A 25825-nucleotide genomic window follows, 5' to 3' on the forward strand; every position below is an offset into this window, starting at 1 on the left:
AGAGTTGCCGTGGCGACGAGAATTACCATCGACCCCATCACCCGTATCGAAGGACATCTGCGCGTCGACGTGAATGTCGAGAACGGGAAGGTCAACCGGGCCTGGTCTTCGGGCCAGATGTGGCGGGGCATCGAGCAGATCGTGCTGGGTCGCGATCCGCGTGACGCCTGGACCATCGTGCAGCGTATCTGCGGCGTGTGCACCACCGTGCATGCGATGGCCTCGGTGCGTTCGGTCGAGGACGCCCTGAAGCTTGAGGTTCCGCTCAACGCGCAGTACATCCGCAACATGATCATGAACGCGCACTCCATTCATGATCACATCGTTCACTTCTATCACCTGTCGGCCCTCGACTGGGTGGACGTGGTCTCGGCCTTGAAGGCCGATCCGGCCAAGGCCGCGCAGCTGGCCGAAAGCCTGTCGGACTGGGAAGGCAACAGCCGCCATGTCATGGCCGACGTGCAGAACCGCCTGAAGACCTTCGTCGGTTCCGGCCAGTTGGGCGTGTTCACCAACGGTTATTGGGGCCATCCGGCGATGAAGCTGCCGCCGGAAGTCAACCTGATGGCGGTGGCGCACTATCTGCAGGCGCTTGAAGTCCAGCGTTACGCCAACAAGATCGTGGCGACCCTGGGATCGAAGACCCCGCACATCCAGAACCTGGCCGTCGGCGGCGTGTCCAACCCGATTTCCACGGACAGCCAGTCGGTGCTCACCGTCGAGCGCCTGCTGCTGATCAAGGAGATGATGGACAAGCTGGGCTCGTTCATCCGCAACTGTTATCAGGTGGATGTGGCCGCGGTCGGCGCCTTCTATTCCGATTGGACGGCCATCGGCGCCGGCGTCACCGATTATCTGTCGGTGCCCGATATGCCGATCGACACCAAATGCACCAAGTTCATGACGCCGGGCGGCTTCATCAAGGGCGGCGATCTGTCGACCTACAAGCCGATCACCTCCTATGCCGACAGCTATTTCCGGGACGGCGTGGCCGAATCGGTCAAGCATTCCTGGTACAAGTATTCGGCCGGCGCCGGTGCGCTTCATCCGTGGAAGGGCGAGACCACTCCCGCCTACACCGACTTCCAGGACGACGGCAAATATTCCTGGGTCAAGTCGCCGACCTTCTACGGCAAGCCGGCCCAGGTCGGTCCGCTGGCCAATGTGCTGTGCGGCGTCGCCGCCGGACATCAGCCGACCATCAGCCATCTGAACCGGATGATCGACACGGTCAGCCAGTTGTCGGGAACCAAGCTTCCGATCTCGGCCCTGCATTCGACCATCGGCCGTCATGCCGCCCGCGCCGTACGCTGCGGCGTGGTCTATGAAAGCCTGCAGGCCAACTGGCAGGCCCTGATGGAGAACATCGCCAAGGGTGACGTGGCGACCTTCAACAAGCCGGTCTTCCCGAAGGGCGAGATCATGGGTGTCGGTCTGCACGAAGCGCCGCGCGGCGTGTTGTCGCATTGGTCGGTGATCAAGGACGGCAAGATCGCCAACTATCAGGCGGTCGTGCCCACCACCTGGTTGGCGGCGCCCCGCGGCGAGGACGAGGCGGTCGGCCCCTACGAAGCCTCTCTGCTGAACACGCCGGTGGCCGATCCCGAACGTCCGCTCGAGGTTCTGCGTACCGTTCACTCGTTCGACCCCTGTCTTGCCTGCGCCGTCCATCTGACGGACAAGGAGAACAAGACGGTCGTGCAGGTGAAAGCGCTTTAACCAGGGCGATCGTTTGAGATAGTCTTGCACAAGGCTCGCGGTCGCCCGCCCAACGTGGTGACCGCGAGCTTTTTTTCGGGTGAGAGAAACATGCGCGTGGTGATTCTGGGAATCGGTAACATCCTGATGTCGGACGAGGGCATCGGTGTCCACGCCGTCGAGGCGTTGCAACAGCGCTTTCTGCTGCCCGACAATGTCGAGGTGGTCGACGGCGGCACCACGGGAATGGAATTGCTGCCGGATCTGCAAGGCGCGCACGATCTGATCGTTATCGACGCGGTCAGGGTCGGCGCGGCGCCGGGCAGCGTCGTCCGCCTGGAGGGCGAGGAGGTGCCGGCCTTCTTCAAGACCAAGCTGTCGCCCCATCAGGTGGGGCTCTGCGATGTGCTGGCGGCCCTGCGTTTTTCAGGCGGTGCGCCGGAAAGGGTGGTTCTGATCGGCGTCCAGCCGGTGTCGCTGGAGATGGCGATGGAACTGTCCCCCGATGTGGCGGCGAAGATGGACCGGGTGCTGGAACTGGTGACCGAGGAATTGGCCGCCATTGGATCGCCGGCGCGGGCAAGGGTGTGAAGACGGATGTGTACCGCAATCCCCTCTCGCGTTCTTTCCATTGACGGCGATATGGCCCGGGTGGAATGTTTCGGGGTCGAGCGTTCGGTCAGCCTGATGCTGATGAACGAACCCGTCGCGATCGGGGATTTCCTGACTATTCAAGCGGGCACTTTCGCCGTCGAGCGGGTGCCCGAGGAATTCGCGCGGGAGGCTTTGGCCTATTTCGCTCAAGCCATCGACGACGCGGAAACAAATACGGTTTTAACCCCTTCCTCGTGACGGGAAGGGTTTATCGAGACGTCCTTGCATGCCCGTTGAAGGTGCCATCCATATCGATCTCGCCGTTGCGGATGGATCGTTTTCCCATGTCGGGATCCGCAATCGGAGGCTGTTGACCGCCACCCGGCCGCTGGTCGGCCGGGTGGCCGACGATGTCCCCGGATTGATCTCCCGCCTGTTCTCCATTTGTCGCATGGCCCAGGGGTTGGCTGCGGCGGAAGCCGTCGAACGGGCCAGAGGGCTCGTTCCCACGCCCGCGCAGGAAGCGGCGCGGCTTTTTCTGATCGCCGGGGAAACGGTGCTGGAGCACGCCGGCCGCGCCTGTCTCGATTGGGCGCAGTTGCTCGGAGAACCGCCGGCCATTGCCGTTCTGAAATCCTTGCGCGGGACCCTGGTCGATCTGCATCGGCTGGTCTATCCCCAAGGCGATTGGGCAAGGCCGGGGGGCGGCATCCTGCGGATCGACGAGGAGGCGTTGCGGCAGGCCATGGCGAGCGTCGCCGCCGGGCTGGGCGAGGTCGTCTTCGGGACGTCCGTACCGGAGACCGGTGCCGCCTGGGTTTCCTGGTCGGCCGCCGGCGAGACCGTCGCGGCCCGTCTGGCGGCCCGTCTGCTCACCGATGGCTTGGCGGGATTCGGGGCGGCCGAGGTGCCGGCGTTGCCCGTTCTCGATCGTGACCGCCTGAATATCCGTCTGGAGAACGACCATACGGGCGAGTTCATCTGTCAGCCGGATTGGGACGGGCGTCTGTTTCACACCGGTCCCTTGGCCAGGCGGGCCGATCATCCGTTGGTGGCGGATATCGTCGCCGGTTTCGGTCCAGGCCTTTTGGCCCAGATCGCCGCCAGGGTTGCCGAATTGAGCGTTCTTTTGCGTGAAATGCAGGACTTTGGTCATGGTCTGTGCAATGATAGCAGCTCGCAGTCGATGCCTCCGGCGGTGAGCGGCTTGGCCGTGGTGGAGGCGGCCCGTGGGCGCCTGGTCCATCGGGTGGAAGCCGGTGGAGATATCGTCACGCGCTATCAGATCCTGGCGCCCACCGAGTGGAATTTCCATCCTCGGGGAGCGTTCGTGCAGGGATTGCAAGGCCGGCCCGCCGGTCCTGATCCGAAAGCGCGGGCGGCCTTGCTGGTCGCGGCCCTGGACCCCTGCGTCGCTTGTCAAATCGAGGGGCCGTGATGCATGAAATGTCGCTGACCGAGGGTGTGCTCAGGGTCCTTGAGGAACAGGCGGTGGCGCAGAGCTTCAGCCGGGTCAAGATTCTGTGGCTGGAAATCGGGGAATTGTCGACAGTCGACCCGGAGGCGCTGCAATTCTGTTTCGAGGCGATCCGCGTCGGAACCCTGGCCGAGGACGCAAGGATGGAAATCATCCGTATTCCCGGCCAAGCCCTTTGCATGGACTGCGGCAAGCAGGTACATCTGAGCGAACGTTACGCGTCCTGTCCCGAATGCGGCGGTGAAAAGCTGCAGGTCAGTGGAGGCGACGAGATGCGAATCAAGGAATTGGAGGTGGAGTGATGTGCACGGTGTGTGGCTGCGGCAGCCAGACGGACCAGCAGGCCGATCACCACCATCATGATCATGGTCATGATCACCCGCACGCGCATGGCCATCATCATGACCATGACGACGGCCATCATCATGATCACGATCATGGTCATACGCATACTCATGACCATGACCATGACCATGTGCGGGAGGAGGGGGCCGACCTGCATTTCGGTCACGGCCCGGCCGGAGCCCATGTGCCCGGCCTGAGCCAGGCCCGCATGGTCAAGATCGAACAGGACATCCTGGGCTACAACAACGGTTATGCGGCGCGCAACCGGGCGGCTTTCGCCGAGGCCGGCATTCTCGCCCTCAATCTCGTCTCCAGCCCCGGATCGGGAAAGACGACGCTCTTGTGCCGGACGGTCAGCGACGTCAAGTCGCGCTATCCCGTGGCGGTCATCGAGGGCGACCAGCAGACCAGCAACGATGCCGACCGCATCCGCGCCACCGGCGCACCGGCCTTGCAGGTCAATACTGGCAAGGGTTGTCATCTGGATGCCCATATGATCGGCCGGGCCGCCGAAAAGCTGGGGGTGCCTGAGGATTCGACGTTGTTCATCGAGAACGTCGGCAATCTCGTCTGTCCCGCCGGCTTCGATCTGGGCGAGGCGGCCAAGGTGGTGATCCTGTCCGTCACCGAGGGCGAGGACAAGCCGCTCAAATATCCCGACATGTTCGCCGCCGCCGAGGTGATGCTTCTGAACAAGGTCGATCTGCTGCCCTATCTCACTTTCGATGTCGAGCGCTGTATCTCATTCGCCCGCAAGATCAATCCCGAGATCGCGGTGCTCAAGGTCTCGGCGACCACCGGCGAGGGGCTGGAGGAGTGGTATCGGTGGATCGACGGCAAGCGTCAGGTCGTGTTGGCCAATCGGGTCGCCGCGCTGGAGGCCAAGCTGGCCGACGTGCGCAATCAACTCGCGGCGAAGTGAACGGTTTCAGTGGCACCGGCGTCCCCGCCGGTGATGCGGCGAAGCCGGACAGGCAAACACCGGCAGGGACGCCGGTGCCACCGATTTCTCAATGCGGGAACCGAAAAGAAAAGGAAAGACTTCCATGTGTTTGGCTTTACCCGCTCTGATCAAGGAAATGCTGCCCGATGACCTGGCCGTGGTCGAATTGGGCGGTGTGAACAAGGAGATTTCGCTCGCCCTGGTGGAAGGCGTTTCCGTCGGCGACTACGTGATCGTCCATGTCGGCTACGCCCTGTCCAAGGTCGATCCGGAAGAGGCCGCGAAGACCCTGGCCCTGTTCGCCGAAATGTCGGCGGCCGCGCAATGAAATACATCGACGAATTCCGCGACGGACATCTGGCCCGCAAAATCGCCGCCACCATCGGCGCCGAGGCCTCATCCGACCGCAGCTACTCCCTGATGGAGTTCTGCGGAGGGCACACCCATGCGATTTCGCGCTACGGCATCGAGGATCTGCTTCCCGCCAACGTGCGCATGATCCATGGGCCGGGGTGTCCCGTCTGCGTATTGCCCATCGGACGGGTCGACGACGCCATCGGCATTGCCCGCAGGCCGGATGTCATTCTTTGCATCTACGGCGATCTCCTGCGCGTTCCCGGCTCGAACCGTCTCAGTCTGATGAAGGTCAAGGCCGAGGGCGCCGACGTCCGCATGGTCTATTCCGCGGCCGACAGTCTTGTCGTCGCCAGGGAAAATCCGGGCAAGCAGGTTGTCTTCTTCGCCATCGGTTTCGAAACCACGACGCCGCCCACCGCCCTGGTGATCCAGCAGGCCAAGGCGATGGGACTGGCCAACTATTCGGTATTCAGCAATCACGTTCTAACGCCGTCGGCGATCGCCACCATCCTGGAAAGCCCGGAGGTGAGCCGACTGGGAACGGTGCCGCTGGACGGTTTCATCGGCCCGGCCCACGTCTCGACGGTCATCGGCAGCCGTCCCTACGAACCCTTCGCCGAAACCTATCGCAAGCCGGTCGTCATCGCCGGTTTCGAACCGCTCGATGTTCTCCAGGCCATCCTGATGCTGGTGCGTCAGCTGAACGATGGGCGCGCGGAGGTGGAAAACGAATTCAGCCGGGCGGTCACCAGGGACGGAAATCTGAAGGCCCAGGCCATCGTCGCCGACGTCTTCGAGTTGCGCCCGACATTCGAATGGCGCGGTTTGGGATACGTGGACAACAGTGCCCTGGCCATCAGGGAAGCCTACGCCGACTTCGACGCCGAGCGCCGGTTCTCCATTGAAACCCGGTCGGTGCCCGACAACCGGGCCTGTGAATGCGGCACCATTCTGCGCGGCCTCAAGAAACCGGCCGACTGCAAGCTGTTCGGCACGGTCTGCACTCCGGAAAGTCCTATGGGGTCCTGCATGGTCTCCGCAGAAGGGGCCTGCGCCGCCCACTGGACCTATGGCCGCTTCCGTCAGGCCAGCTAAGGGCCTGTTGGAATCGACAGGCCCTTAAGCCCGAGCGGCGCTTCCCGCCCGCCCTTAGGGTTTGGAGCGAAGCCCCAATTGGAAATATTTGAACCACCAGGGCGCCAAGAAGAGATGAATGCCGCCAAAGCCTTCGCTTGGGGCCTTGGTGATCTGGTGGTCAACCTTCAAATAACGAGTATCGAATGACGACTCTTCAGCGCAAAGGACCTTCCCTCGATTTCAAGAACGGCCGCGTCGATCTTACCCATGGGGGCGGGGGACGGGCGATGGCGCAACTCGTCGAGGAGTTGTTCATCGAATGCTTCGATAATGACGCGTTGCGACAGCGTAACGATCAGGCTTGCCTGGCGGTCGAGGCGGGGCGAGTGGTGATGACCACCGACGGCTATGTCATATCGCCGCTGTTTTTTCCCGGCGGCGATATCGGCTCGTTGTCGGTCCACGGTACGATCAACGACGTCGCCATGGCCGGCGCCGTGCCGCTGGCCTTGTCGGCCTCCTTCATCATCGAGGAGGGATTGCCGCTCGCCGACTTGAAGCGGATCGTCATCTCGATGGCCGCGGCCAGCAAGGCGGCGGGTGTTCCGGTGGTGACCGGCGACACCAAGGTGGTTGAAAAGGGCAAGGGAGATGGTCTGTTTATCGCCACCACCGGCATCGGGCAGGTTCCCGAGGGGGTGCGCATTTCCGGCGATTTGGCGCGGCCGGGCGATGCCATTCTGATCAGCGGCACCATGGGCGATCATGGCGTCGCGGTGATGAGCCTGCGTGAAAGTTTGGGTTTCGAAACGACATTGCATTCCGATTCGGCCGCGCTGCACGGCCTGGTCGCGGACATGGTGGCCGCGGTGCCCGCCATTCATTGCCTGCGCGATCCGACGCGCGGCGGTTTGGCTTCGACCCTGAACGAACTGGCATCCCAGTCGGGCGTCGGCATGCGGATCCGGGAGGCCGATATCCCGATTCGCCAGGAGGTGAGGGGGGCCTGCGAACTGCTGGGGCTCGATCCGCTTTACGTGGCGAACGAAGGAAAGCTGATCGCCATCGTGCCCGGCGAGACGGCCGAGCGCCTGCTTTCGGTGATGCGGTCCCATCCCCTGGGCAAGGACAGCGCGATAATCGGCACCGTGGTCGAAGATTCCCACCACTTCGTCCAGATGGAAACCAGCTTTGGCGGCAATCGCGTCGTCGACTGGCTGGCCGGCGAACAATTGCCGAGGATTTGTTGAGGGCGGTGGTCCTCGCGGAATTTCATCCGCCATGGCGGAAGCGTCCGGAAATGACGCGGTTATTTCCGGACGGCCCCGCCAGCGAAAATTACTTTCATTAAAAATCAATGGATTGGCAGAACAAACCGGGCACGATCCGCGCTTTCCCGACCGATTGATCGGGAGGGCGCCCGACGGGAACAATACGAGAAAATCGAGGACGTTGGAGACCCCGGCGGGAGCGGCGCGGCAAGGGATGCGATACCATTTTTATGGATTCGATCCAACTTGCGGCGCGGCACGCTATAATCCCAGCCAAGAGATACCGAAAGGCGTGGGCGTCGCCGTTCCAGGCGGCGCAGCGTAGAAAGCCGGTGAAACATTCATGACCAAATTGCCCATTGTTCTGGTAATCGATGACGAGGTGCGCTCCCAGGAATCCCTCCGGCGCGTGCTTGCCGACGAGTTCGAAGTGTTGTGCGCCTCCTCGGCCAGCGAGGCGGAGGCGTTGCTTGAGGTCGAGATGGTTCATGCCATCCTGTGCGACCAGAAGATGCCCGACCGCACCGGCGTCGATTTTCTGAAGACCGTGCGTCATCGCTGGCCCGATCCGGTCCGCATGATCATTTCCGGCTTCACCGATTCGGAAGACATCATTGCCGGCCTGAACGAGGCGGGGATCTATCAATACATCACCAAGCCATGGGATCCGGTCGAACTGATCCAGACGGTCAAGGGGGCCGTCCGCGCCTTTCAGCTTCAACGCGAGAACCAGAACGCCAGCATCGAAATCCGCGTGGCCACGCAGACGCTGCAACAGATCGTCGCGGTGAAACGCGGCGTGCTGAAAAGTCGCTATGGCTTCGAGCGCATCGTGCGCGCGCCGAACAGTCCGATGGCCGATGCCATCCGGACGGCTGAAAAGATCGCCGGCTATGACATCTCCGTATTGATCACCGGCGAATCGGGAACCGGCAAGGAATTGCTGGCCCGGGCGCTACATTACAATTCACCGCGCGCCGACAAGCCCTTCATCATCGAAAACTGTGCGGCGCTTCCCGATCAATTGCTCGAATCCGAGCTGTTCGGCTCGAAGAAGGGGGCCTTCACGGGGGCTTACGAGGACCGCATCGGCCTCTTCGAACAAGCCGACGGCGGCACCATTTTTCTAGACGAAATCGGCGAGACCTCTCCGGCTTTTCAGGTCAAGCTGCTGCGCGTTCTGCAGGAGGGTGAAATTCGTCCCCTGGGTGCCCGGCTGACCCGCAAGGTGGATGTGCGTGTCATCTCGGCGACCAACCGCAATCTTGAGGCGGAAGTCCAGGCCGATCGTTTCCGTCGCGATCTTTACTACCGCCTGGCCGCCTTCCGCTTGCATCTGCCGGCGTTGCGCGACCGGCCGATGGACGTTCCGTTGCTGGCCGAATTATTGTTGGACGAGACCACCAAGGCGTTCGGCAAGGTCATTAGTGGTTTTTCCGACGAAGTGCAGAACCGGCTCAAGACCTATGATTGGCCGGGCAATGTGCGCGAGTTGCAAAACGAGATCCAGAGGATGGTGGCGCTGGCCGAGCATCCGGTGATTTCGGCCCATCTGCTGAGCCCGGCCCTGCAACGTTCGCAGACCAATTGGGAAGACAAGCCTTCCTCCGACGGTCCCGTGGAAATCACGGCCGGCGAGCGCTTGAACGGGGGGGCGGGCAATACGCTGCGCGAGCGGGTGGAGACCCTGGAAGAGGAAATCATTCGTGACGCCTTGAACCGCCATCGTTGGAATATCAGCCGGGTGGCCGACGAACTGGGGTTGTCGCGCGTCGGGCTCAGGGCCAAATTGCAGCGCTACGGGCTGGAAAGGATGAATTGATGTCATGGGTGAGCCGTCCCAGCCTCCCGCCGACGGCCTAAGGGCCGGGAGCGGAATAGAAGCTTCCGATCCTGAGACCAGCGCGGCCGAGGCCGCCTGGATCGAGGTGATCCGCAAGATGGACGAGGTCTATTCCGACCTCATCCGTTACGAGGTCGACCTCGAACAGAAAAATGCCGCGCTGGAGCATGCTCAGCAGTTTATCGGCAGCGTCATGGCCTCGATGTCCGACATTCTGGTGGTTTGCGACCAGAAGGGACGCATCCTGCAGGTCAACCCGGCGCTGCTGAGCCTGACCGAATTCACTTTCGACGACCTTTTCAACCAGCCGCTGACCGCACTGCTGGCCGAAGAGGATGCCCAGGTCTTCCGGCCCGGCGGCATCGTCTCCGAGCATGAGGCGCGGCTGAAAAGCAAAAGCGGCGGTTATACCGATCTTGTGGCGATGAATTGCTCGCCGCGTCTGGAGCGCCAACGCGGGATGCCCGGCATGGTCATCGTCGGTCGGCCGGTCGGCGAACTGCGGCGGGCCTACCAGGGGCTGCACGACGCCCATCTCGACCTGAAGCGGGCCCAGCTTCAGCTGGTGCAGGCGGAAAAGATGGCCTCGCTCGGCCGTCTGGTCGCCGGGGTCGCCCACGAACTCAACAATCCGGTGAGCTTCGTCTACAGCAACGTCTATACGCTGTCGCGCTATCGCGAAAAGCTGGTGCGCTATATCGACGCCGTGCATGGCGGGATGGATCATGCGGAGCGCGAGGATCTGCGCGAGCAATTGAAGATCGATCAGTTACTGAAAGATTTCGATCCGCTGATCGAGGGCACGCTGGAAGGGGCGCTGCGGATCACCGAGATCGTCAAGAACCTGCGACGGCTGTCTTTCGTCGATCCGACCGAGAACCAGAAGGTCAATATCGCCGAAGTCGCCCGCAACGCCATGCAATGGGTCCGCCGCTCGGGCAAGCAGGTGATCGCCCTGGAGGACAATCTTCCCACGGAGCTGCTTGTCGAGGGGATCGAAGGACCCCTGCATCAGGTTTTCGTCAATCTGATGCAGAACTCCGTCGATGCGATGAAGAACGTGCCCCATCCCAAGATCGCCTTGTCCGGCCGGCGTCTGGGATTGCAGGTGCTGGTGGTCATGCGCGACAACGGCCCCGGCATCGCCGCGGAAAATCTTTCGAAGATCTTCGAGCCGTTCTTCACCACCAAGGGCGTGGGAGGCGGCACCGGTCTCGGCCTTTGGGTCACCTGGAGCATCATCCGCGATCACGGCGGCAAGATCGAGGTGTCCAACAGCCCGGACGGCGGTGCCGCCTTCACCATCATCCTGCCGGCGGGATGAGCTGTCCGCCAATCAGACCGCGAAGCCGAGGTCCTGCAATTCCGAGCGCAGCTTCGTCGCCGAAAGAAACCGAATGGCGTGGAAGCCCAAGGTGGCGGCGGAGGCGATATTCTCCGCATTGTCGTCGATGAAGACGGCATGGTGGGGCGCCGCGATGTCATATCGTTTCAGCAGACGGTGAAAGATTTCGGGATCGGGTTTGCGGAGCCGTTCCCGGCCCGAGACGACGATGCCGCGAAAATAGTTCAGGAACGGAAAGCGGCTTTTGGTCAGTTCGAAGGTATCCTCCGACCAGTTGGTCAGAGCATAGAGCGGCGTGCCCTTCCGGTGAAGGGTCTCCAGGATCCCCACCGTCTCATCGATGGTGCCGCCCAGCATCTCCGGCCATCTTCCCCGGAAGGCACGGATGTTCTCTGCCTGTTCGGGGTGGCGGGCGACCAGTTCGTCGATCGCTTCCGACCAGCTGCGGCCGGCGTCCATCTGGTCATTCCATCCGGGGGTGCAGACGTCCGCGAGGAAACGTTCCATCTCCTGTTCGTCGTCGAACAGCTTTCTGTACAGATATCTCGGATTCCAGTCGATCAGAACGCCTCCGATATCGAAAATGATCGAAGACGGCGTAATGTTCGGGGACAAATCGCTCTCCTCTTTCCATTATTTTTAGCGGTTCCCCGTTTTTCCGGGGATGTCGACTAAAACACCTGAAGTGTGGCTTTTCCAGGATATCTTGGCGCGAGAGACTCCCGTTCCCGATTGACGGGACGGTTCCATTGTTCATACTAAGTGGACATTCGATGGGAATGGGGTCTCCCGAAACCGCCGAAAGGCTGATGACTCCTACTGCGTAGTTACCGCGCGGTGGGGAGTTGTGCCAACCTGCCGCCATCCATCACGATGGGGCTGGTGTTTTCATGCCTGCACGTCATTCGGCACCACGAGGACTATGAATGACTTATCTTCTCGTCGCGGTCGGGGGGGCGATCGGATCCGTCCTCCGTTATTGGCTATCCAGCCTGATCGCCAACTGGTTCGGACAAACCTTTCCATGGGGTACGCTGGTGATCAATATCACCGGTTCGTTCGCCATCGTCTTCTTCGCCACGCTGACCGCGCCGGGCGCCCGCTTGTTCGTACCGGGCGAATGGCGGCAATTCTTCATGGTCGGCATCTGCGGCGGCTACACCACATTCTCGTCGTTCAGCATGCAGACGTTGGTTCTGGCCCAGGGCGGCGAGTGGTTTCATGCCAGCATGAACATCGTGTTGTCGGTGGTTCTTTGCCTCGTCGGCGCATGGCTGGGGGCCGTCGCCGCGAACCTCGTGACCGGCTAATGGAGGACTCGTCCATGACACTGCCCAATGCCGCCCTGCTGCTCAGGATTTATCTTGGGGAAAGCGAGCGATGCGGTTCCAGTCCGTTGTATGAAACGCTGGTCATGAAAGCCAGGGAGCTTGGTTTGGCGGGGGCGACCGTATTGCGTGGCCCGATGGGCTACGGTCATTCGGGCAAGATGCACACGACGAAGATTCTCGACCTGTCCAGCAATTTGCCCCTGGTCCTGGAGATCGTCGATACCCGTCCAAAGATCGAAGCCTATCTGGAAGCGGTCAAGGATCTGCTGGTCAGCACTCTGGTGACCCTGGAGAAGGTTCGCATCGTGCAATACGGAGAAACGAAGCACAAGATCGACATCTGATACCGGCGGGCGCCTCATGCGCCATACCGATAACTACACGGGATCGAGGGGAGGGCGTCCGGCCAACACGGCGGCCACATTGTCGAGCGCCGTGAAACCCATCTGGTTGCGGGCATCCGTCGTCGCACTGCCCATGTGCGGGGCGAGGAAGACATTCGGCAGTTTCGCCAGGCGCAGATCGAAATTCGGCTCCTGCCGATAGACGTCGAGACCGGCGGCGAACAGATGCCCCGATTCAAGTGCTTCGATCAGGGCGTCTTCGTCGACCAGGGAGCCCCGGGCGGCATTGACGAAGACCGCGCCGCGCGGCAGCCGGTTGAAGGCCTCCCTCGTCATCAGCGTTTTCCCGCCGGCGGGCAGATGCAGCGAGAGGATGTCGCAGCGCGGCAGCATGTCGGCGAGATCGCTCACATATTCGGCGCCGTCTTCGAGCTCGGGAGGAAGGCGGGTACGGTTGTGATAGAGGATGGGCATGTTGAAGCCCCGCGCACGCCTGGCGACGGCTCGGCCGATCCGGCCCATGCCGACGATACCCAGCGTCTGGCCGTTGACCCGCTTGCCCAGCATGTCGGGCATGCCGAACGACCGGCGCCAGCCTTTCCGCATGATTTGGTCGTATTCGGAGGCGCGGCGGCAGGCGGCCAGGATCAGCATGAAGGAGAAGTCGGCGGTACATTCGGTCAATGCGTCGGGCGCGTTGGTGACGATGATGCCGCGAGCATGGGCCGCTTCCACATCCATGTGGTCGTAGCCGGCGGTCGGGTTGGCGATGATGCGAATGGTTTCGGGCAACTGGGCGATGTCGGCTGCCGAAAAACCGGATTTCTTGCCGATTATCACCGCCGGATTGCCCAGTTTCCGACAGAGGCCGAGGACCGCCGGCACGTCCATATCGTCTTCGGCGATGACGGCGTTGAATTCCCGGCGGGCACGTTCCTCGACGGCATCCGGCATGCGCCGCGCGACCAAAAGTCCGACCTTGTCCGGCTTCGCATTCATGGAGATCTGTCTTCCCTGGGCAGTCGTTGGTTCCGCGGGGATGGGGAACACCGGCTGGCATTCTGGAGAGACGGTGGGGAGAGTCAATGTCGGTCGATGCTGTTGACTATGAATGACTATGGAAATTTACTCGGGAAGGATCATCGGTATCCATTAAAACGGAACCCATCCATCTATGATTTCGGATGCGGGGTGCCGTTTGTCCCCGCATCACCTCAGTCTTGTTGGTCGCGATATTCCCGGCAGGCCTATTCCAGGCGTTTCAAAAGGGCGACCTCCTCGTCCAGTTTGCCGAGCGCGCTCATCTGTTGGGCGACGGCGTGGCTCAATCCGGACAGGGTGCCTTCGATCTTGCCCGTCAGCGAGACGATGGAGTGGACCTGGGTGATCGCCTCGTCATAGCGGATTTCCGACTGGGTGAAACGGCTGCGTGCCGTTTCGATGGTTTTTCCCAATCCGGACAAGGCCTCTTCCATGCCATTGATCGACGACTGGGTTCTGCTCAGGGAGGCCTTGGTGTCATTGGCCAGCTTCTTCACCTCATGGGCGACCACGGCGAACCCTTTGCCGGCGTCACCGGCCCGGGCCGCCTCGATGGTGGCGTTCAGGGCCAGAAGGTTGGTTTGTCCCGCGATGTTGTCGATGATCTTCATGACGTCTCGCAGTCCTGCGGTATAGCCGCCCAGCGCGGTGAAGCTGCTGCTCAAGGCCTCGGAATTCATGCTTTCGTTCACTTTACCGCCGGAAGCGACGTTTCCCATGACGCCTTCTATGGTCTGGCGGATATCCACCACTTGGGTGAGCACGCCGTCGATTTCGCGGGTGAGATTGGAACTGTTTCGCAGATGCTCGACCAGACGTTGGATCATGCCGCTGCGGAGGCGATTGAGCATCTGCATGCCGTTAAAGCGGCTGCGCAGGAAATATTCGTTGAAGCGTGCGTAATGTACCGTGAAGTCGTCGATGAAGGCGTCTTGGAAGTCCGCCTCGCGGGCATCGAAGAACACCACCGCCGACAGGGTTTGGTTGATGTTGATTCCGAACAACTCGCCGAAGGTGGAGAAACCGGCGGCGGGGACGGACCAGGCGCCGTTCAGGCCGGCGAGATCACGTCCATTGTTCAGACGCCGCAGGATGCAATCGTTGAGAATGGCCCCCACCGCCTTCGGCTTGCCGCGCAGAAAGGCGTCGATGTCGCGCTTGGTCTGATCAACGAAGCCGGTGGCCTCCAGCAGGAGGAGTTCGTCGCCTGCTGAGAGATCGCAGAAGAAGGACATGCTGCCGGCTGCTGCATCGATGCCGGCGACCGAACGCACGTACAATTCTCCGTTCAATTCGATGCCGAAGGTGTGACCGGCCAACCTGTCGGCCAGTTTGGCGGCGGGGACCTGCAAAATGCGGCTCCAGGCTTCGGTGATCGGAATTACCTGATTGGAGTTGCCGTCCAAAACACCGGTAACGAGACGGCGGTCGGGATCTGCGTCAACCACCACCACCGATTTTCCGGTCTTGCGGAAATTCTGGCTTTTCAGGGCGCCGTAACGCATGCCGGGCGCCAGTTTGATGAAGCCGATCACCGCATGGTTTTCCAGGACCCGCTGTCCGTCGTAGAGATAGGTGTGCTTGAAATCGAAGGTGCCGCCCGCCGATCCGCCGATGAACAGGCAGGGGAAACGGCCGGTCAGATAAACCGCCTCCATGAAATAGTTTTCGCAAGCCGACAGTCCGTCGATGAACGTCAGGGCCAGGGTATCCGGCGCGGTGATGCGGAAGCCGGGCGATACCGAGGACAGGGATTGCGCGATGCGGGCGACGCGATCTTCCCGGGACAGATCGGGTGTGCCTCGGCGGATGTCATCGTTGTGCAGGGGCACGGCATGAATGCTGGTCTGGGCGATCAGCGATGGGGAAAACACCTGCACGACCACGGTTTCCCATCGATCTCCCGCCGGCTTATAGAGGCATTGGTTTTGTGCGCTCAATTCGCCGGACGTCGAGACGCACATCAGCGGTGTCCGGCCTGCCAGCCGGGTCAGGGCCGTCGTGACGGAGCGAAAATCCACATGTGGCGAGATGAAGGCGAGGGCCAGGCTTGCCTGGTCCGCGCCGAAACGAAAGGATTCCGGGGTGATGCCGGAGAGCGATCCATCACTTTCGAGTACTCGGGTGACCTCGGTCGATGCCGTTTCCATGGAAAGCTCCATCTCCAGTTTCCTTTTTTCCTCTGTCACGGGAGTCCGGTTTTCTGCGGCCGGCCGTGGTGCCGTTCCGTTTTTAACCTGTGGTTGAAGATATGATTATCATGGAGTGGACGCGAGAGGGCAGTCCCCGTTTGAGGACAAAAGCGTTTCCTGAAAGTGAAGGTATTGGTCCCTCGGCGCAGTCGCCGTTTTATCGCGCTAGTGCATTGACACAAAAAGAAGATCCAACAATTTCGTCAATGCACTCCAGTCGGCGCGGCGCTTGAGCGATGAAAAAGCGGATCTTTTTCGCTCTTGCAGAGTCTAGTGCATTGAATCATCTGAATGATTCAATGCACTAGAAGCTCGTTCAGGGCGGCTTCGGCCTCCTCGACGGCGGCGGTCCCCGCCGCGATTACTTCTGCGGCGCGGTCGAACTGCAGCATGCCGATCCCACCCAACTGAGGGGTCAGTTTGACGTCGGGCGGGTCACTGGCCAGGCGAATGCGGCTGGTACGGTTCTGGATGATGTCCAGCGAGCGGGCCATGACGCCCAGGACGCTCGGCTCGTGGTTCTGGTGGCGGAACAGATGGCGGATGAAATCGGCACCGGGCAGGGACTTGATCCGCCCGACGATCGCTTTTTCGTCGGTATCGCCGATTTCCGTGGTGGTCCGCTGCCATCCAGCTTCGAAAACGTCGGTGTTGAGATCGACGGCGATGACGATGTGCGCGCCTAGTGCCCGGCAGACCGAGACGGGGATGGGATTGACCAGGGCGCCGTCGATCAGCCGGCGGCCGTCGAAACGCACCGGCGGCAGAATGCCGGGCACCGCCGAGGAGGCGCGGACCGCCTCGATCAAGGGGCCATCCTGGATCCAGACCTCGTGACCGGTGTCGAGATCCGTGGAGACGCAGGCAAAACGGAGAGGCAGATCCTCAATGCGGATCTCGGGGAGTTCCTCCTCGAAGATCTGCATCATCTTGCGTCCGGCAATCAATCCGCCATGGGCGAATTGCACATCGAACAGGCGGGAAAGACTGAACTTCTTCAGATCGCGGGCCCAGGTTTCCAGCGCGTCCAGGCGGCCGGCGGCATAGGCGCCGCCGACGAAGGCGCCGACCGAGGTGCCACAGACGATGTCGGGGACGATTCCACGACTTTCCAAAGCCCGCAGAATGCCGATATGCGCCCAGCCACGGGCGATGCCACTTCCCAGAGCGATGCCGATGCGCGGTGTCTTGCTGCTCATCATGGGCCACACGCCGCCGAAAGGGATTGTTTTCCCACTTTACCGGTTTTGTGCGTCGCCACCAAACGATCCTTGTTCCGGTCCGGAGGCCACGGCCGGAGAGCGCTAATGATAATGTGAATAATAGCCTGCGATTCTTGAATCTTATTCGTAATAATAATGTAAAATCAGATAATTATATCTCATGATATTCGTGATATGGTTTATGGCATAAAGTTTACATAAAATAAAAAATATAAAACCTTGAGTGTAAAAATCAGAGATCGAGAGAGTTCGGAATGAGAGCGTTTTCCATACGGCAGCAGATTCTGCTAATACCAGTCCTTTCCGCTATGGTTGTTTCCTTGGTTGGGATTTTTGCCGCCACAACCGTCCATGAAAAAATCGACAATACCCATCGGTTGCAAATCAAGAGCGTGACCGAGGCGGCCGTCAAAGTGGTGGCTTCATTTCAGGCCGAGGCCAAGGCCGGCCACCTGAGCGGGGAGCAGGCCCAGACGATGGCGAGGAACGCCGTCAGGGCCATTCGTTATTCCGGAAACGAGTATTTCTATATCTATGCCTATGACGGCAAGTTGCTGGCCCATCCGTTCCTGACGGATCAGGAAGGCTCTTACGACGTTGCCAAGAAAATGATCGATGCCGGTGGGCACCACACGATCGACGAGTTGATCGCGCAGGCGCGCCGGGGAGGCGGCTTTGTCCCCTTTCAATGGCCAAAGCCGGGTGAGACCGAGGCTGCTGCCAAACTGGGATATGCCGAAGGATTCGAACCCTGGGGATGGATGGTCGGCACGGGCGTCTATGTCGACGACGTCGAGGTGGAAACCCGTCGCGCCTTGCTGGAAATCGCCATCGCCGGTGTCGGCGCCCTGTTGGTCGTTGGACTGATCGGCGTCGTCGTGGCCCGCAATATCGGCCGGCGTGTCAAATCGCAGGCCGATCATATGCGGAAATTGGCCGATGGCGATTATGAGAGCGAGGTCTCCGTCGATCGTGGCCGGGACGAGATCGCCGCCATGGCGGGGACATTGGAAGTCTTCCGTGTGCGAATGATCGAGAATCGCAATATGGCGGCGGCGCGCGAGGCGGATCAGCTTCGCCGTGCCAAGGAGGCGGAACGCATCGGCGCCTTGGCAAAGGAGTTCGATAACGCGGTTTCGACGGTGCTGGCCGCCCTTACCGGGGAGGCGGAGGCGCTGGAACGCGATGCCGCCGGCATGTCCTCTGCCGCCGAGGTGACCTCCACCCGCTCGATGACGGTTGCTTCCGCCGCCGAGCAGGCTTCCACCAACGTCCAGACGGTGGCCGCCGCGACCGAGCAGTTGACGGCGTCGATCGGCGAAATCAGCCAGCGGGTTACCACGTCGGCGGAGGTCGCCGGACAGGCCGTCGCCGAGGCCGACAAAACCAATGCGCATGTCCGTGGTCTGGCCGAGGCGGCCCAGCGGATCGGCACGGTGGTCAGTCTGATCAATGATATCGCCAGCCAGACCAATCTTCTGGCCTTGAACGCCACCATCGAGGCGGCCAGGGCCGGAGATGCCGGCAAGGGCTTCGCCGTGGTCGCCAACGAAGTGAAAAGCCTGGCCAACCAGACCGCCAGGGCGACCGACGAGATCAGTGAGCAGGTCTCGGCCATTCAACAGGCGACTGACGTTGCCGTCGGTGCCATCGATGGGATTTCCGGTATCATCGGCACCATCCGCGATTCCACCTCGGCGATCGCCACTGCCGTCGATGAGCAAGGTGGCGCGACGCAGGAAATCACCCGCAACGTCCATGAGGCGTCGGCGGGAACCACCCAGGTCAGCGAGGCCATCGCCGAGGTGACGACGGCGGTGACCCAGACGCGCGGGCTTTCGGCGAATGTGCTGGAAGCCGCCGGGAAACTGCGGCGCGAGTGCGACACGCTGCATGGTCAGGTTCGGCGTTTCCTCGCCGATGTGCGGGGGGATTGAGTAAAAGCGCCGCGGTGGCCGGCGTTTCCGCCCGTCACCGCGCGTCCCCGTTCTAATTCAATCCGCGTTTCTCCAGCAGTGGCTCGACGTGGGGCGGACGCCCCCGGAAAGCGACGTAAAGCGCCATCGGATCGTGGGTGTCTCCGGCGGAGTAGATGTCCTTCAGGCGGGCGGCCAGGGATGGCTCGAAGGGATCCTTCGCCTCGGTGAAGGCGGCGAAGCCGTCGGCATCCAGGACTTCCGCCCAAAGATAGGCGTAATAGCCGGCGGCATAGCCGCTGCCGGCGAACAGATGCTGGAAATGCGCCGGCCGATGGCGCACGCCGATCTCCGCCGGCATGCCGATGCGTTCCAGCAGGTCCTTTTCGAAGGCGTCGACATCGCTGTCCGTCATGGGCGCGCTATGGAAGGCGAGGTCGAGGAGGGCTGCCGCCGTATATTCCACCGTGGCGAAGCCCTGATTGAAGGTGCGGGTGGCCAGCAGTCGCCGGAGCAGGGCCTCGGGGATCGGTTCCCCCGTTCGATGATGCAGGGCGTAGCGCCGCAAGGTCCGGGGCTCGGACAGCCAATGTTCGAAGACCTGCGAGGGGAATTCGACGAAATCGCGGCGGACCGCGGTGCCTGACTGCGACGGGTAGCGCACTTTGCTCAGCAGGCCGTGCAGGGCGTGACCGAATTCATGGAACAAGGTGGTGGCGTCGTCAAAACTGAGCAGGGTGGGGCTGGCCTTGGCCACGTTGTTGTTGTTGACGACGATGGGCAGCACCTCGCCGTCCAGGTCGGATTGGTCCCGGTAGCTGCTCATCCAGGCGCCCGAACGCTTGGCCGCCCGCGCGAAATTGTCTTGAAGGAACAATCCGATCGGCTTTCCGCCGGCATCCGTCACCTCATAGGCCCGCACGTCGGGGTGATAGACCGGCAGGTCTGCGCGTTCGGCGAAATTGAGGCCGAACAGCCGCTTGGCCGTATCGAAGGCGGCCTTCACCATGTTGTCGAGCACGAAATAGGGCTTCACCTCGGTTTCGTCGAGGTCATAGCGGGCCTTGCGGACCTTCTCGGCGTAATAGCGCCAGTCCCATGGCGCGATGGGCTCGTTCATGCCCTCGGACCTGGCCTCGCTTTCCAGCAGGGCGCGTTCCTCGGCGGCCTTTCGTTTGGCCGGTATCCAGACCTGGTCGAGCAACCCATGGGCGGCGGAGACGGTTTGGGCCATGGAATCGTCCAGCTTGAAGGCGGCATAGCTGTCGTAGCCAAGAAGCCGCGCCTGCTCGGCCCGCAAGGCGACGATTTCGCGGATCAATGGCCGGTTGTCGTGATCGCCGGGCCTGCCGCCCCGCCTGCTCCAGGACTGGTAGGCTTCCCGGCGCAGGTCGCGGCGCGCAGAGAAGGTGAGAAACGGTTCGACCGATGAGCGAGCCAGGGTGATCACCCAGCCGCCCTTCAATCCCCGCTCTTCCGCAGCCTGCCTGGCGGCATTGCGCAATGCCTCGGGGAGGCCGTCGAGATCGTTTTCGGTCAGGCTCAGATGCCAGTCCTTTTCGTCGAAAAGGACGTTTTGGCCGAATGTGGTGTGCAGCGTGGCCAGCCGTTCGGAAATGGCCGCCATGCGGATTTTCGCCTCGCCGGAAAGGCCGGCGCCGCTGCGGATGAAATCGAGGTGACGGCGCTCCAGCAGACGCATCTGGTCCTCGCTCAATCCCAACGCGCGGCGCTTTTCATGGAGTTCGGCGATGCGGGCGAACAGATGCGGGTTGAGGCTGATGCGCATCTGATGCTGGGCGAGTTTCGGCGCATAGTCGCGTTCGACGGCGTCCAACGCATCGGTGGTGTCGCTGGAGGTCAGGTTGAAGAAGACGTTGGCGACGCGTTCCAGCAGGCGGCCGCTGCGCTCCAGGGCTTCGATGGTGTTGGCGAAGTCGGGTGACCGGATGTCGCCGGCAATGGCTTCGATTTCCGCCAGATGGTCAGCCATGCCTCGATCGAAAGCGGGGGGAAAATGCTCCGGACGGATGCGCTCGAAGGGAGGCATCTGGTAAGGCGTGGTCCAGGTTTCGAAAAAGGGATTGTCTCTCATGCGCATTTCGTCCTTCGCACTTTTTCGTGCATTTCGATGGAGGTGCCTATCCGTAGATATAGGCTTCGGGCGGCGTAAGGGAATCCGAAAATCATCCCAACCTTCCCGCATCCGGTGCGGATTTGCGTCTTGACCTTCGCGATGAGCGGGCATATTGAAGCCTCATCGCCGGGTGACTTCGTGCATTCGGCGATATCTCGCAACAACTCAGAGTGACTTTATGACCCCGCGACCGAGCAGTTCGTCCGCGGAGCCTCCCAGTCGGCGTTTTTCGTCGATTGCGTGGATTCCGGATTTTATTGCCCAGGATTGTTCCGGGACTGATCTGAGACGGCGCCCCGCCATGCGGTGAGCCCCGGATCCGTCAGTCGTGGCACCTCCTGGGATGACATCGTCAACCCGCTTCTTAAGAGGAGGTGCTCATGGCTTTCGCATCGGCCATCGCTTCGCCCATTGATTTTTTCGTCACGACCACTGTCGCGCGAGGCGCGGCATTGGTGAAAAAGCCGCGTCGTCTGGTCCGTCGCTGGACCGTCGATTCCGCGACCGGCCGGCTCGTCTGCGCCTGGGAGTCCGATCCGGACTCCCGAAGACCCATTCCGCATCTCCGACTCGTCCGGATCTGATGGTCATCGGTGCCGGCCGGCACCGATGACCATCATGGATGGAACGTGGGTATCCCGGGATTTCCGGGCGGCGTGATCCGCGCCTGCCTCAGGAATAGGGCTATCTCATTAAAAATACAGTGAATTTCAGTATCGCCTGACGGCGGGCGAAGCCAAAGGGATCGCAAGTATGAGCCATATTGAACTCGAAATCGTGCCGCAGGGGGCCGTCCTCGACGAGGCGCATGTCGGACATATTCGCGGCGCGCTGGGCACCATCAGACAGGGCGATGCGGCGCCCCGCACGAGCTGGATGGCGCGTTTCAAGACGTTGCTCGCCATCCTCGGCCCTGGACTGATCGTCATGGTGGGCGACAATGACGCCGGTGCGTTCGGCACCTATACGCAGGCCGGGCAGAATTACGGAACGGCCCTGCTGTGGACCCTGCTGTTGCTGGTTCCCGTTCTCTACGTCAATCAGGAAATGGTGCTGCGGTTGGGTGTCGTCGCCCGCGTCGGCCATGCGCGCCTCATCCTCGAACGATTCGGCAAGTTCTGGGGCGCGTTCAGTGTGATCGATCTGTTCTTGCTGAACGCCCTGACCATTGTCACCGAATTCATCGGAATCAGTCTGGCGCTCGATTATCTGGGCGTTTCCAGGGAGATCGGCGTCGCCGCCGCGGCCCTGTTGATCATGCTGGCGGCAGGAACGGGGGATTTCCGTCGTTTCGAGCGTTTTTCCCTGATCCTGTGCGCCGGCAGTCTGCTGCTGGTGCCGGTCTTCCTTTGGGTTCATCCGCCCTTCGCGCAGGTGGCGCGCGACATGGTCGTGCCGCAATTGCCGGAAGGCGCCAGGTTGAGTGACGTGATGCTGCTGATCATCGCCATCGTCGGAACCACGGTGGCGCCGTGGCAACTGTTCTTTCAGCAGAGCTATATCATCGACAAGCGCATCACGCCCCGTTTCATGCGTTACGAGCGGGTCGACCTGTGGCTCGGCATCGTGCTGGTGATCATCGGCGCGGTGGCCATGATGGCTTTTACCGCCGCCACCTTCGGCGGCCATTCCGAATTCGGTAATTTCTCCGATGCCGGCGCCGTCGCCGCCGGGCTTGAGACTTATGTCGGGCGGACCCCCGGCGTGCTGTTCGCCATAGCTCTGATCGATGCCAGCATCATCGGTGCCTCGGCGGTGTCTCTTTCCACCGCCTACGCCATCGGCGATGTGCTGTCGCTCAAGCATTCGCTGCACCGCAAACCGTCGGATGCCAAGGTTTTCTATCTGGTCTATTGCGGTCTCATCGCTCTGGCGGCGGCATTGGTGCTGACCCCCGGGACTCCGCTCGGTCTGCTGACCAACGCGGTGCAGACCCTGGCCGGCGTTCTGCTTCCCAGCGCCACGGTATTCCTGCTGTTGCTCTGCAACGACAAGGCGGTCTTGGGGCCATGGGTCAACTCCCGGCTTCTCAATTATTTCACCGGCGCCGTCATCGCCGTGCTGGTCATGCTCTCGATGATCCTGACGGCTTCGGTTCTTTGGCCGGACTTGAGCGAGCAGGTCATCTTCCTCGTCTTAATCGGCGGCGGCTTGACGGCGGCGGTCGTCGCCCTGGCGTTCGTTGTGTGGGGGCATGGCCGTCCTCCGTCGCCGGCGATGGGGAACGGGGGGAATGCGGGGGAGGTGAAGGCCACTTGGATGATGCCGCCTCTCAAGACTTTGCCGCCGGCCCGCCTGTCCCCCGCAAGTCGCCTGTGGATGGGACTGTTGCGCGGCTATCTGGTCATCGCCGGTGGGCTTGTGCTTGTCCGGATCGTGCAGTTGGCGATCGGTACCGCCGGTTAGCCGGGGTGGGGGGCATCCGCGATGCCATCAACCGTTTACAAAGCGTGGTGGGCCAACTGATTGAATTGTTATGAAAGTCCGACGGATGGCGGCGGCGCCGTCCGTCGGACTTTCACCACTCGTGGCGCGTTTCATCTTAAATGAAAGGTGCCACCAAGCCCGAGCGGCGCCTGAGCATCGCCGAAGCCGGAGGCGAAGGCTTCACAAAAAGCCTAGTCGAACATGTCATTTCAAATGACATGTTCGACTAGGCCGCAATGAAGGTTCATGGTTAAATCCCTGCCATGCTTGTCATTTCCCAATTGAGCCGGTCTGGTCTGGCGCCCGCTTCCTTTTCGTTGGATTACGGCGAATGCGTCGCCGTTCGTGGTCCGTCGGGGGCCGGAAAATCCCTATTGTTGCGTTCTATCGTCGATTTGGATCCCAACAGCGGCGAGGTCAGTCTCGACGGTGTGGCGCGGGAGGCGATGGACGGTCCGGCCTGGCGACGGCTGGTCGGCTATCTGCCGGCCGAGCCCGGTTGGTGGGATGATCGCGTCGGCCGGCATTTTTCAGATTGGGCGACGGCCTTGCCCCTGGTCGAGCGGCTGGGGTTGCCGGCCGATGCCGGGGACTGGCCATTGACCCGGCCCTCGACCGGCGAGCGCATGCGCCTCGCCCTGGTGCGGGCCCTGACGCAGAGTCCGAAGGTGCTCCTTCTCGACGAACCGACGGCGGCCTTGGACGCGGCGTCGGTGTCGGTGGTGGAGGCGATGATCGCCGAGCGCGTCCGGGATGGGTTGGCGGTGCTGTGGGTCACCCATGATGCCGCTCAGGGCGAGCGGGTGGCCAGGCGTTTTCTGCGGGTCGAAGCCGGACAGGTGCGGGAGGAGGCGGCATGAACGGCTATATCGCTCTTTCCGCCACCGATCTGGCTTTGGGCAGCCTGCTGGTGCTGGCCAATGCCGCCCTTTCCCTGGCCCTGCATCTGGGGGTTCACCGGCGTCTGTTGATCGCCGCCGTTCGCATGGTGGTGCAGCTTTCGCTGATGGGTTTGGTCCTGGCCACGCTGTTTTCCCATGTCTCACCCTGGTGGACGGGGCTGGCGGCGCTGGTCATGGTCCTGTTCGCCGGACGTGAGGCGACGGCGCGTCAGGATCGTCCCCTGGCGGGATGGTGGTCGTTCGGCCTTGGCACCTCCTGCATGAGCATGGCGGCCTGCCTGGTGACCATTTTCGCCCTGACGACCGCCCTGCGTCCAGATCCCTGGTACGATCCGCGCTACGCCATTCCGCTTCTGGGGATGATTCTCGGTAACACCATGACCGGGGTTTCCCTTGGCTTGAACACCCTGACCAACGGTCTGGCGCAGCGCCGTTCGGGCGTCGAGGCTCGGCTGATGCTGGGGGCGCCACGTTTCGAGGCTTTGGGGCCGGTCATCCGCGATGCCCTGCGTAACGCCTTGATGCCGACCATCAACAGCATGTCGGCCACCGGGGTCGTTTCCCTGCCCGGGATGATGACCGGTCAGATCCTGGGCGGTGTCGCGCCGATGGAAGCGGTCAAATATCAGATCCTCATCATGTTCCTGATCGCCGGCGGTACCGGCATCGGCGCCGTCGGCGCGGTGATGGGGGGTGTTTTCCGCCTGACCGATGCCCGCCATCGCCTGCGGTTGGATCGGTTGCGGCCGTTGAGCGGGGAATGACGAAGGGTGCCGGGCATGGTAATAACAACGAGGGACATCTCCGGAGGATGAAGATGAAAGCTGGCGCGGCCTCCATCGGCCTGGTCGTTCTCCTGGGTCTCGCGGCCTGTTCCGGAAATGCCCTGGCACCCAGTTCGGCGCGATCCGATGGTTCGCCGGCGGCTCCCAGCTTCAGCCAGTTTTCCGATATCCCGATCCCGGCCAAGGCCAGGATGGACGTTGACCAGTCGCTTCTGCTCGGCCATGGGGAAAGCTGGGTGGGGCGGCTCGTCTATACGACCGGGGGCGGAACGGGCCCCATCTACGACCTCTATAAGTCGGACATGCCCGGGTTCGGCTGGCAGGAAATCACCTCGGTGCGCGCCAGTATCAGCATCCAGACCTGGCAGCGCGCCGATCGCATCGCCACCGTGCAGATCCGGGACACCACTTTCGGCGTCGAAACCATCATCACCGTGGCTCCCGCCATCGGCGCGGGGACCGGAGGCGGCGGAGGCGGCTCTTACGCCACTCCACCGGCCCCGGCGGCCGCTCCGCAGCCCAGCGTTTCACGTCAGCCGCTTCGGTAAGCCGGTCCCGGCGTGAGGCGCCGCTTCGG

Annotated in this window: 24 protein-coding genes and 1 riboswitch; of the genes, 19 read left to right on the forward strand and 5 right to left on the reverse strand. The window is 61.9% G+C overall.

Annotation, left to right across the window (positions count from 1 at the left end):
• Window positions 1-9 precede the first annotated feature (9 nt).
• From CWS72_RS17910 to CWS72_RS17960, 11 genes are all read left to right on the forward strand, one after another.
• Entirely contained in the window at window positions 10-1719 is a 1710-nt protein-coding gene (locus CWS72_RS17910) for a nickel-dependent hydrogenase large subunit (protein WP_101252009.1), read from the forward strand.
• A gap of 90 nt (window positions 1720-1809) precedes the next feature.
• Complete coding sequence (locus CWS72_RS17915; RefSeq protein WP_101252010.1) at window positions 1810-2289, forward strand: HyaD/HybD family hydrogenase maturation endopeptidase; 480 nt, start codon at window positions 1810-1812, stop codon at window positions 2287-2289.
• Between the two features lie 6 nt (window positions 2290-2295).
• A complete protein-coding gene (locus CWS72_RS17920) occupies window positions 2296-2550 on the forward strand; it encodes a HypC/HybG/HupF family hydrogenase formation chaperone (protein ID WP_101252011.1) in 255 nt (84 codons plus the stop codon).
• A 28-nt stretch (window positions 2551-2578) separates the two neighbouring features.
• Window positions 2579-3730, forward strand: a complete 1152-nt coding sequence (locus CWS72_RS17925) for a nickel-dependent hydrogenase large subunit (protein WP_101252012.1) — start codon at window positions 2579-2581, stop codon at window positions 3728-3730.
• A complete protein-coding gene (gene hypA / locus CWS72_RS17930) occupies window positions 3730-4071 on the forward strand; it encodes a hydrogenase maturation nickel metallochaperone HypA (RefSeq protein WP_199175773.1) in 342 nt (113 codons plus the stop codon). Before CWS72_RS17925 ends, hypA begins: the two co-directional genes overlap by 1 nt.
• Window positions 4071-5036, forward strand: coding sequence for a hydrogenase nickel incorporation protein HypB (gene hypB / locus CWS72_RS17935; RefSeq protein ID WP_101252013.1), 966 nt, complete (start codon window positions 4071-4073; stop codon window positions 5034-5036). Before hypA ends, hypB begins: the two co-directional genes overlap by 1 nt.
• A 124-nt stretch (window positions 5037-5160) precedes the next feature.
• Window positions 5161-5385 (forward strand): HypC/HybG/HupF family hydrogenase formation chaperone, encoded by a 225-nt coding sequence (locus CWS72_RS17940; RefSeq protein WP_101252078.1) that lies wholly within the window; start codon window positions 5161-5163, stop codon window positions 5383-5385.
• On the forward strand, window positions 5382-6509 hold the full coding sequence (gene hypD / locus CWS72_RS17945) for a hydrogenase formation protein HypD (RefSeq protein ID WP_101252014.1): 1128 nt from the start codon (window positions 5382-5384) through the stop codon (window positions 6507-6509). Before CWS72_RS17940 ends, hypD begins: the two co-directional genes overlap by 4 nt.
• 185 nt (window positions 6510-6694) lie before the next feature.
• Complete coding sequence (hypE, locus tag CWS72_RS17950) at window positions 6695-7741, forward strand: hydrogenase expression/formation protein HypE (RefSeq protein WP_101252015.1); 1047 nt, start codon at window positions 6695-6697, stop codon at window positions 7739-7741.
• Window positions 7742-8105: 364 nt separating this feature from the next.
• Window positions 8106-9584 carry a sigma-54-dependent transcriptional regulator gene (locus tag CWS72_RS17955; protein ID WP_101252016.1) on the forward strand — a complete coding sequence of 493 codons (1479 nt, stop codon included), beginning with the start codon at window positions 8106-8108 and terminating at the stop codon, window positions 9582-9584.
• 4 nt (window positions 9585-9588) lie between these two features.
• Window positions 9589-10929 (forward strand): sensor histidine kinase, encoded by a 1341-nt coding sequence (locus tag CWS72_RS17960; protein ID WP_101252017.1) that lies wholly within the window; start codon window positions 9589-9591, stop codon window positions 10927-10929.
• A 12-nt stretch (window positions 10930-10941) separates the two neighbouring features.
• Here the strand turns inward: CWS72_RS17960 and CWS72_RS17965 are convergent, their stop codons facing one another.
• Window positions 10942-11565: an HAD family hydrolase gene (locus CWS72_RS17965; protein WP_241911796.1), complete on the reverse strand. Its 624-nt coding sequence runs from the start codon at window positions 11563-11565 to the stop codon at window positions 10942-10944.
• Window positions 11566-11716: 151 nt separating this feature from the next.
• Window positions 11717-11776, forward strand: a riboswitch (Fluoride riboswitch).
• A 100-nt stretch (window positions 11777-11876) separates the two neighbouring features.
• Between CWS72_RS17965 and crcB the strand changes: the two genes are divergently transcribed.
• Both crcB and CWS72_RS17975 read left to right on the forward strand, forming a co-directional pair.
• Window positions 11877-12260, forward strand: a complete 384-nt coding sequence (crcB, locus tag CWS72_RS17970; RefSeq protein ID WP_101252018.1) for a fluoride efflux transporter CrcB — start codon at window positions 11877-11879, stop codon at window positions 12258-12260.
• A 14-nt stretch (window positions 12261-12274) separates the two neighbouring features.
• Window positions 12275-12625 carry a DUF190 domain-containing protein gene (locus CWS72_RS17975; protein ID WP_101252080.1) on the forward strand — a complete coding sequence of 117 codons (351 nt, stop codon included), beginning with the start codon at window positions 12275-12277 and terminating at the stop codon, window positions 12623-12625.
• 33 nt (window positions 12626-12658) lie between these two features.
• On the opposite strand, the gene CWS72_RS17980 is transcribed toward CWS72_RS17975, so the two are convergent.
• The 3 genes from CWS72_RS17980 to CWS72_RS17990 form a co-directional block, all read right to left on the reverse strand.
• Complete coding sequence (locus CWS72_RS17980) at window positions 12659-13624, reverse strand: 2-hydroxyacid dehydrogenase (RefSeq protein ID WP_101252019.1); 966 nt, start codon at window positions 13622-13624, stop codon at window positions 12659-12661.
• Between the two features lie 248 nt (window positions 13625-13872).
• Window positions 13873-15816: a methyl-accepting chemotaxis protein gene (locus tag CWS72_RS17985; protein ID WP_146002796.1), complete on the reverse strand. Its 1944-nt coding sequence runs from the start codon at window positions 15814-15816 to the stop codon at window positions 13873-13875.
• A gap of 338 nt (window positions 15817-16154) precedes the next feature.
• Complete coding sequence (locus CWS72_RS17990; RefSeq protein ID WP_241911797.1) at window positions 16155-17060, reverse strand: patatin-like phospholipase family protein; 906 nt, start codon at window positions 17058-17060, stop codon at window positions 16155-16157.
• A gap of 341 nt (window positions 17061-17401) precedes the next feature.
• On the opposite strand from CWS72_RS17990, the gene CWS72_RS17995 reads away from it, so the two are divergent.
• On the forward strand, window positions 17402-19018 hold the full coding sequence (locus CWS72_RS17995) for a methyl-accepting chemotaxis protein (protein ID WP_241911798.1): 1617 nt from the start codon (window positions 17402-17404) through the stop codon (window positions 19016-19018).
• 52 nt (window positions 19019-19070) lie between these two features.
• On the opposite strand, the gene CWS72_RS18000 is transcribed toward CWS72_RS17995, so the two are convergent.
• Window positions 19071-21092, reverse strand: coding sequence for a M3 family metallopeptidase (locus CWS72_RS18000; RefSeq protein WP_101252082.1), 2022 nt, complete (start codon window positions 21090-21092; stop codon window positions 19071-19073).
• A 422-nt stretch (window positions 21093-21514) separates the two neighbouring features.
• On the opposite strand from CWS72_RS18000, the gene CWS72_RS18005 reads away from it, so the two are divergent.
• The 5 genes from CWS72_RS18005 (at window position 21515) to CWS72_RS18025 (ending at window position 25796) form a co-directional block, all read left to right on the forward strand.
• The gene (locus tag CWS72_RS18005) at window positions 21515-21718 is read left to right on the forward strand and encodes a hypothetical protein (RefSeq protein WP_101252022.1); all 204 of its coding nucleotides are present in this window, start codon (window positions 21515-21517) and stop codon (window positions 21716-21718) included.
• A gap of 169 nt (window positions 21719-21887) precedes the next feature.
• Window positions 21888-23540 (forward strand): NRAMP family divalent metal transporter, encoded by a 1653-nt coding sequence (locus CWS72_RS18010; protein WP_101252023.1) that lies wholly within the window; start codon window positions 21888-21890, stop codon window positions 23538-23540.
• Window positions 23541-23824: 284 nt separating this feature from the next.
• Window positions 23825-24421 (forward strand): ABC transporter ATP-binding protein, encoded by a 597-nt coding sequence (locus CWS72_RS18015; protein WP_101252024.1) that lies wholly within the window; start codon window positions 23825-23827, stop codon window positions 24419-24421.
• Window positions 24418-25227 (forward strand): ABC transporter permease, encoded by an 810-nt coding sequence (locus CWS72_RS18020; protein WP_101252025.1) that lies wholly within the window; start codon window positions 24418-24420, stop codon window positions 25225-25227. The genes CWS72_RS18015 and CWS72_RS18020 overlap by 4 nt, the downstream gene beginning before the upstream one ends.
• Window positions 25228-25280: 53 nt before the next feature.
• Window positions 25281-25796 carry a hypothetical protein gene (locus CWS72_RS18025; RefSeq protein ID WP_146002797.1) on the forward strand — a complete coding sequence of 172 codons (516 nt, stop codon included), beginning with the start codon at window positions 25281-25283 and terminating at the stop codon, window positions 25794-25796.
• Window positions 25797-25825: the final 29 nt, after the last annotated feature.

The organism is Telmatospirillum siberiense (assembly GCF_002845745.1).
GTDB classification, from domain to species: domain Bacteria; phylum Pseudomonadota; class Alphaproteobacteria; order Rhodospirillales; family Magnetospirillaceae; genus Telmatospirillum; species Telmatospirillum siberiense.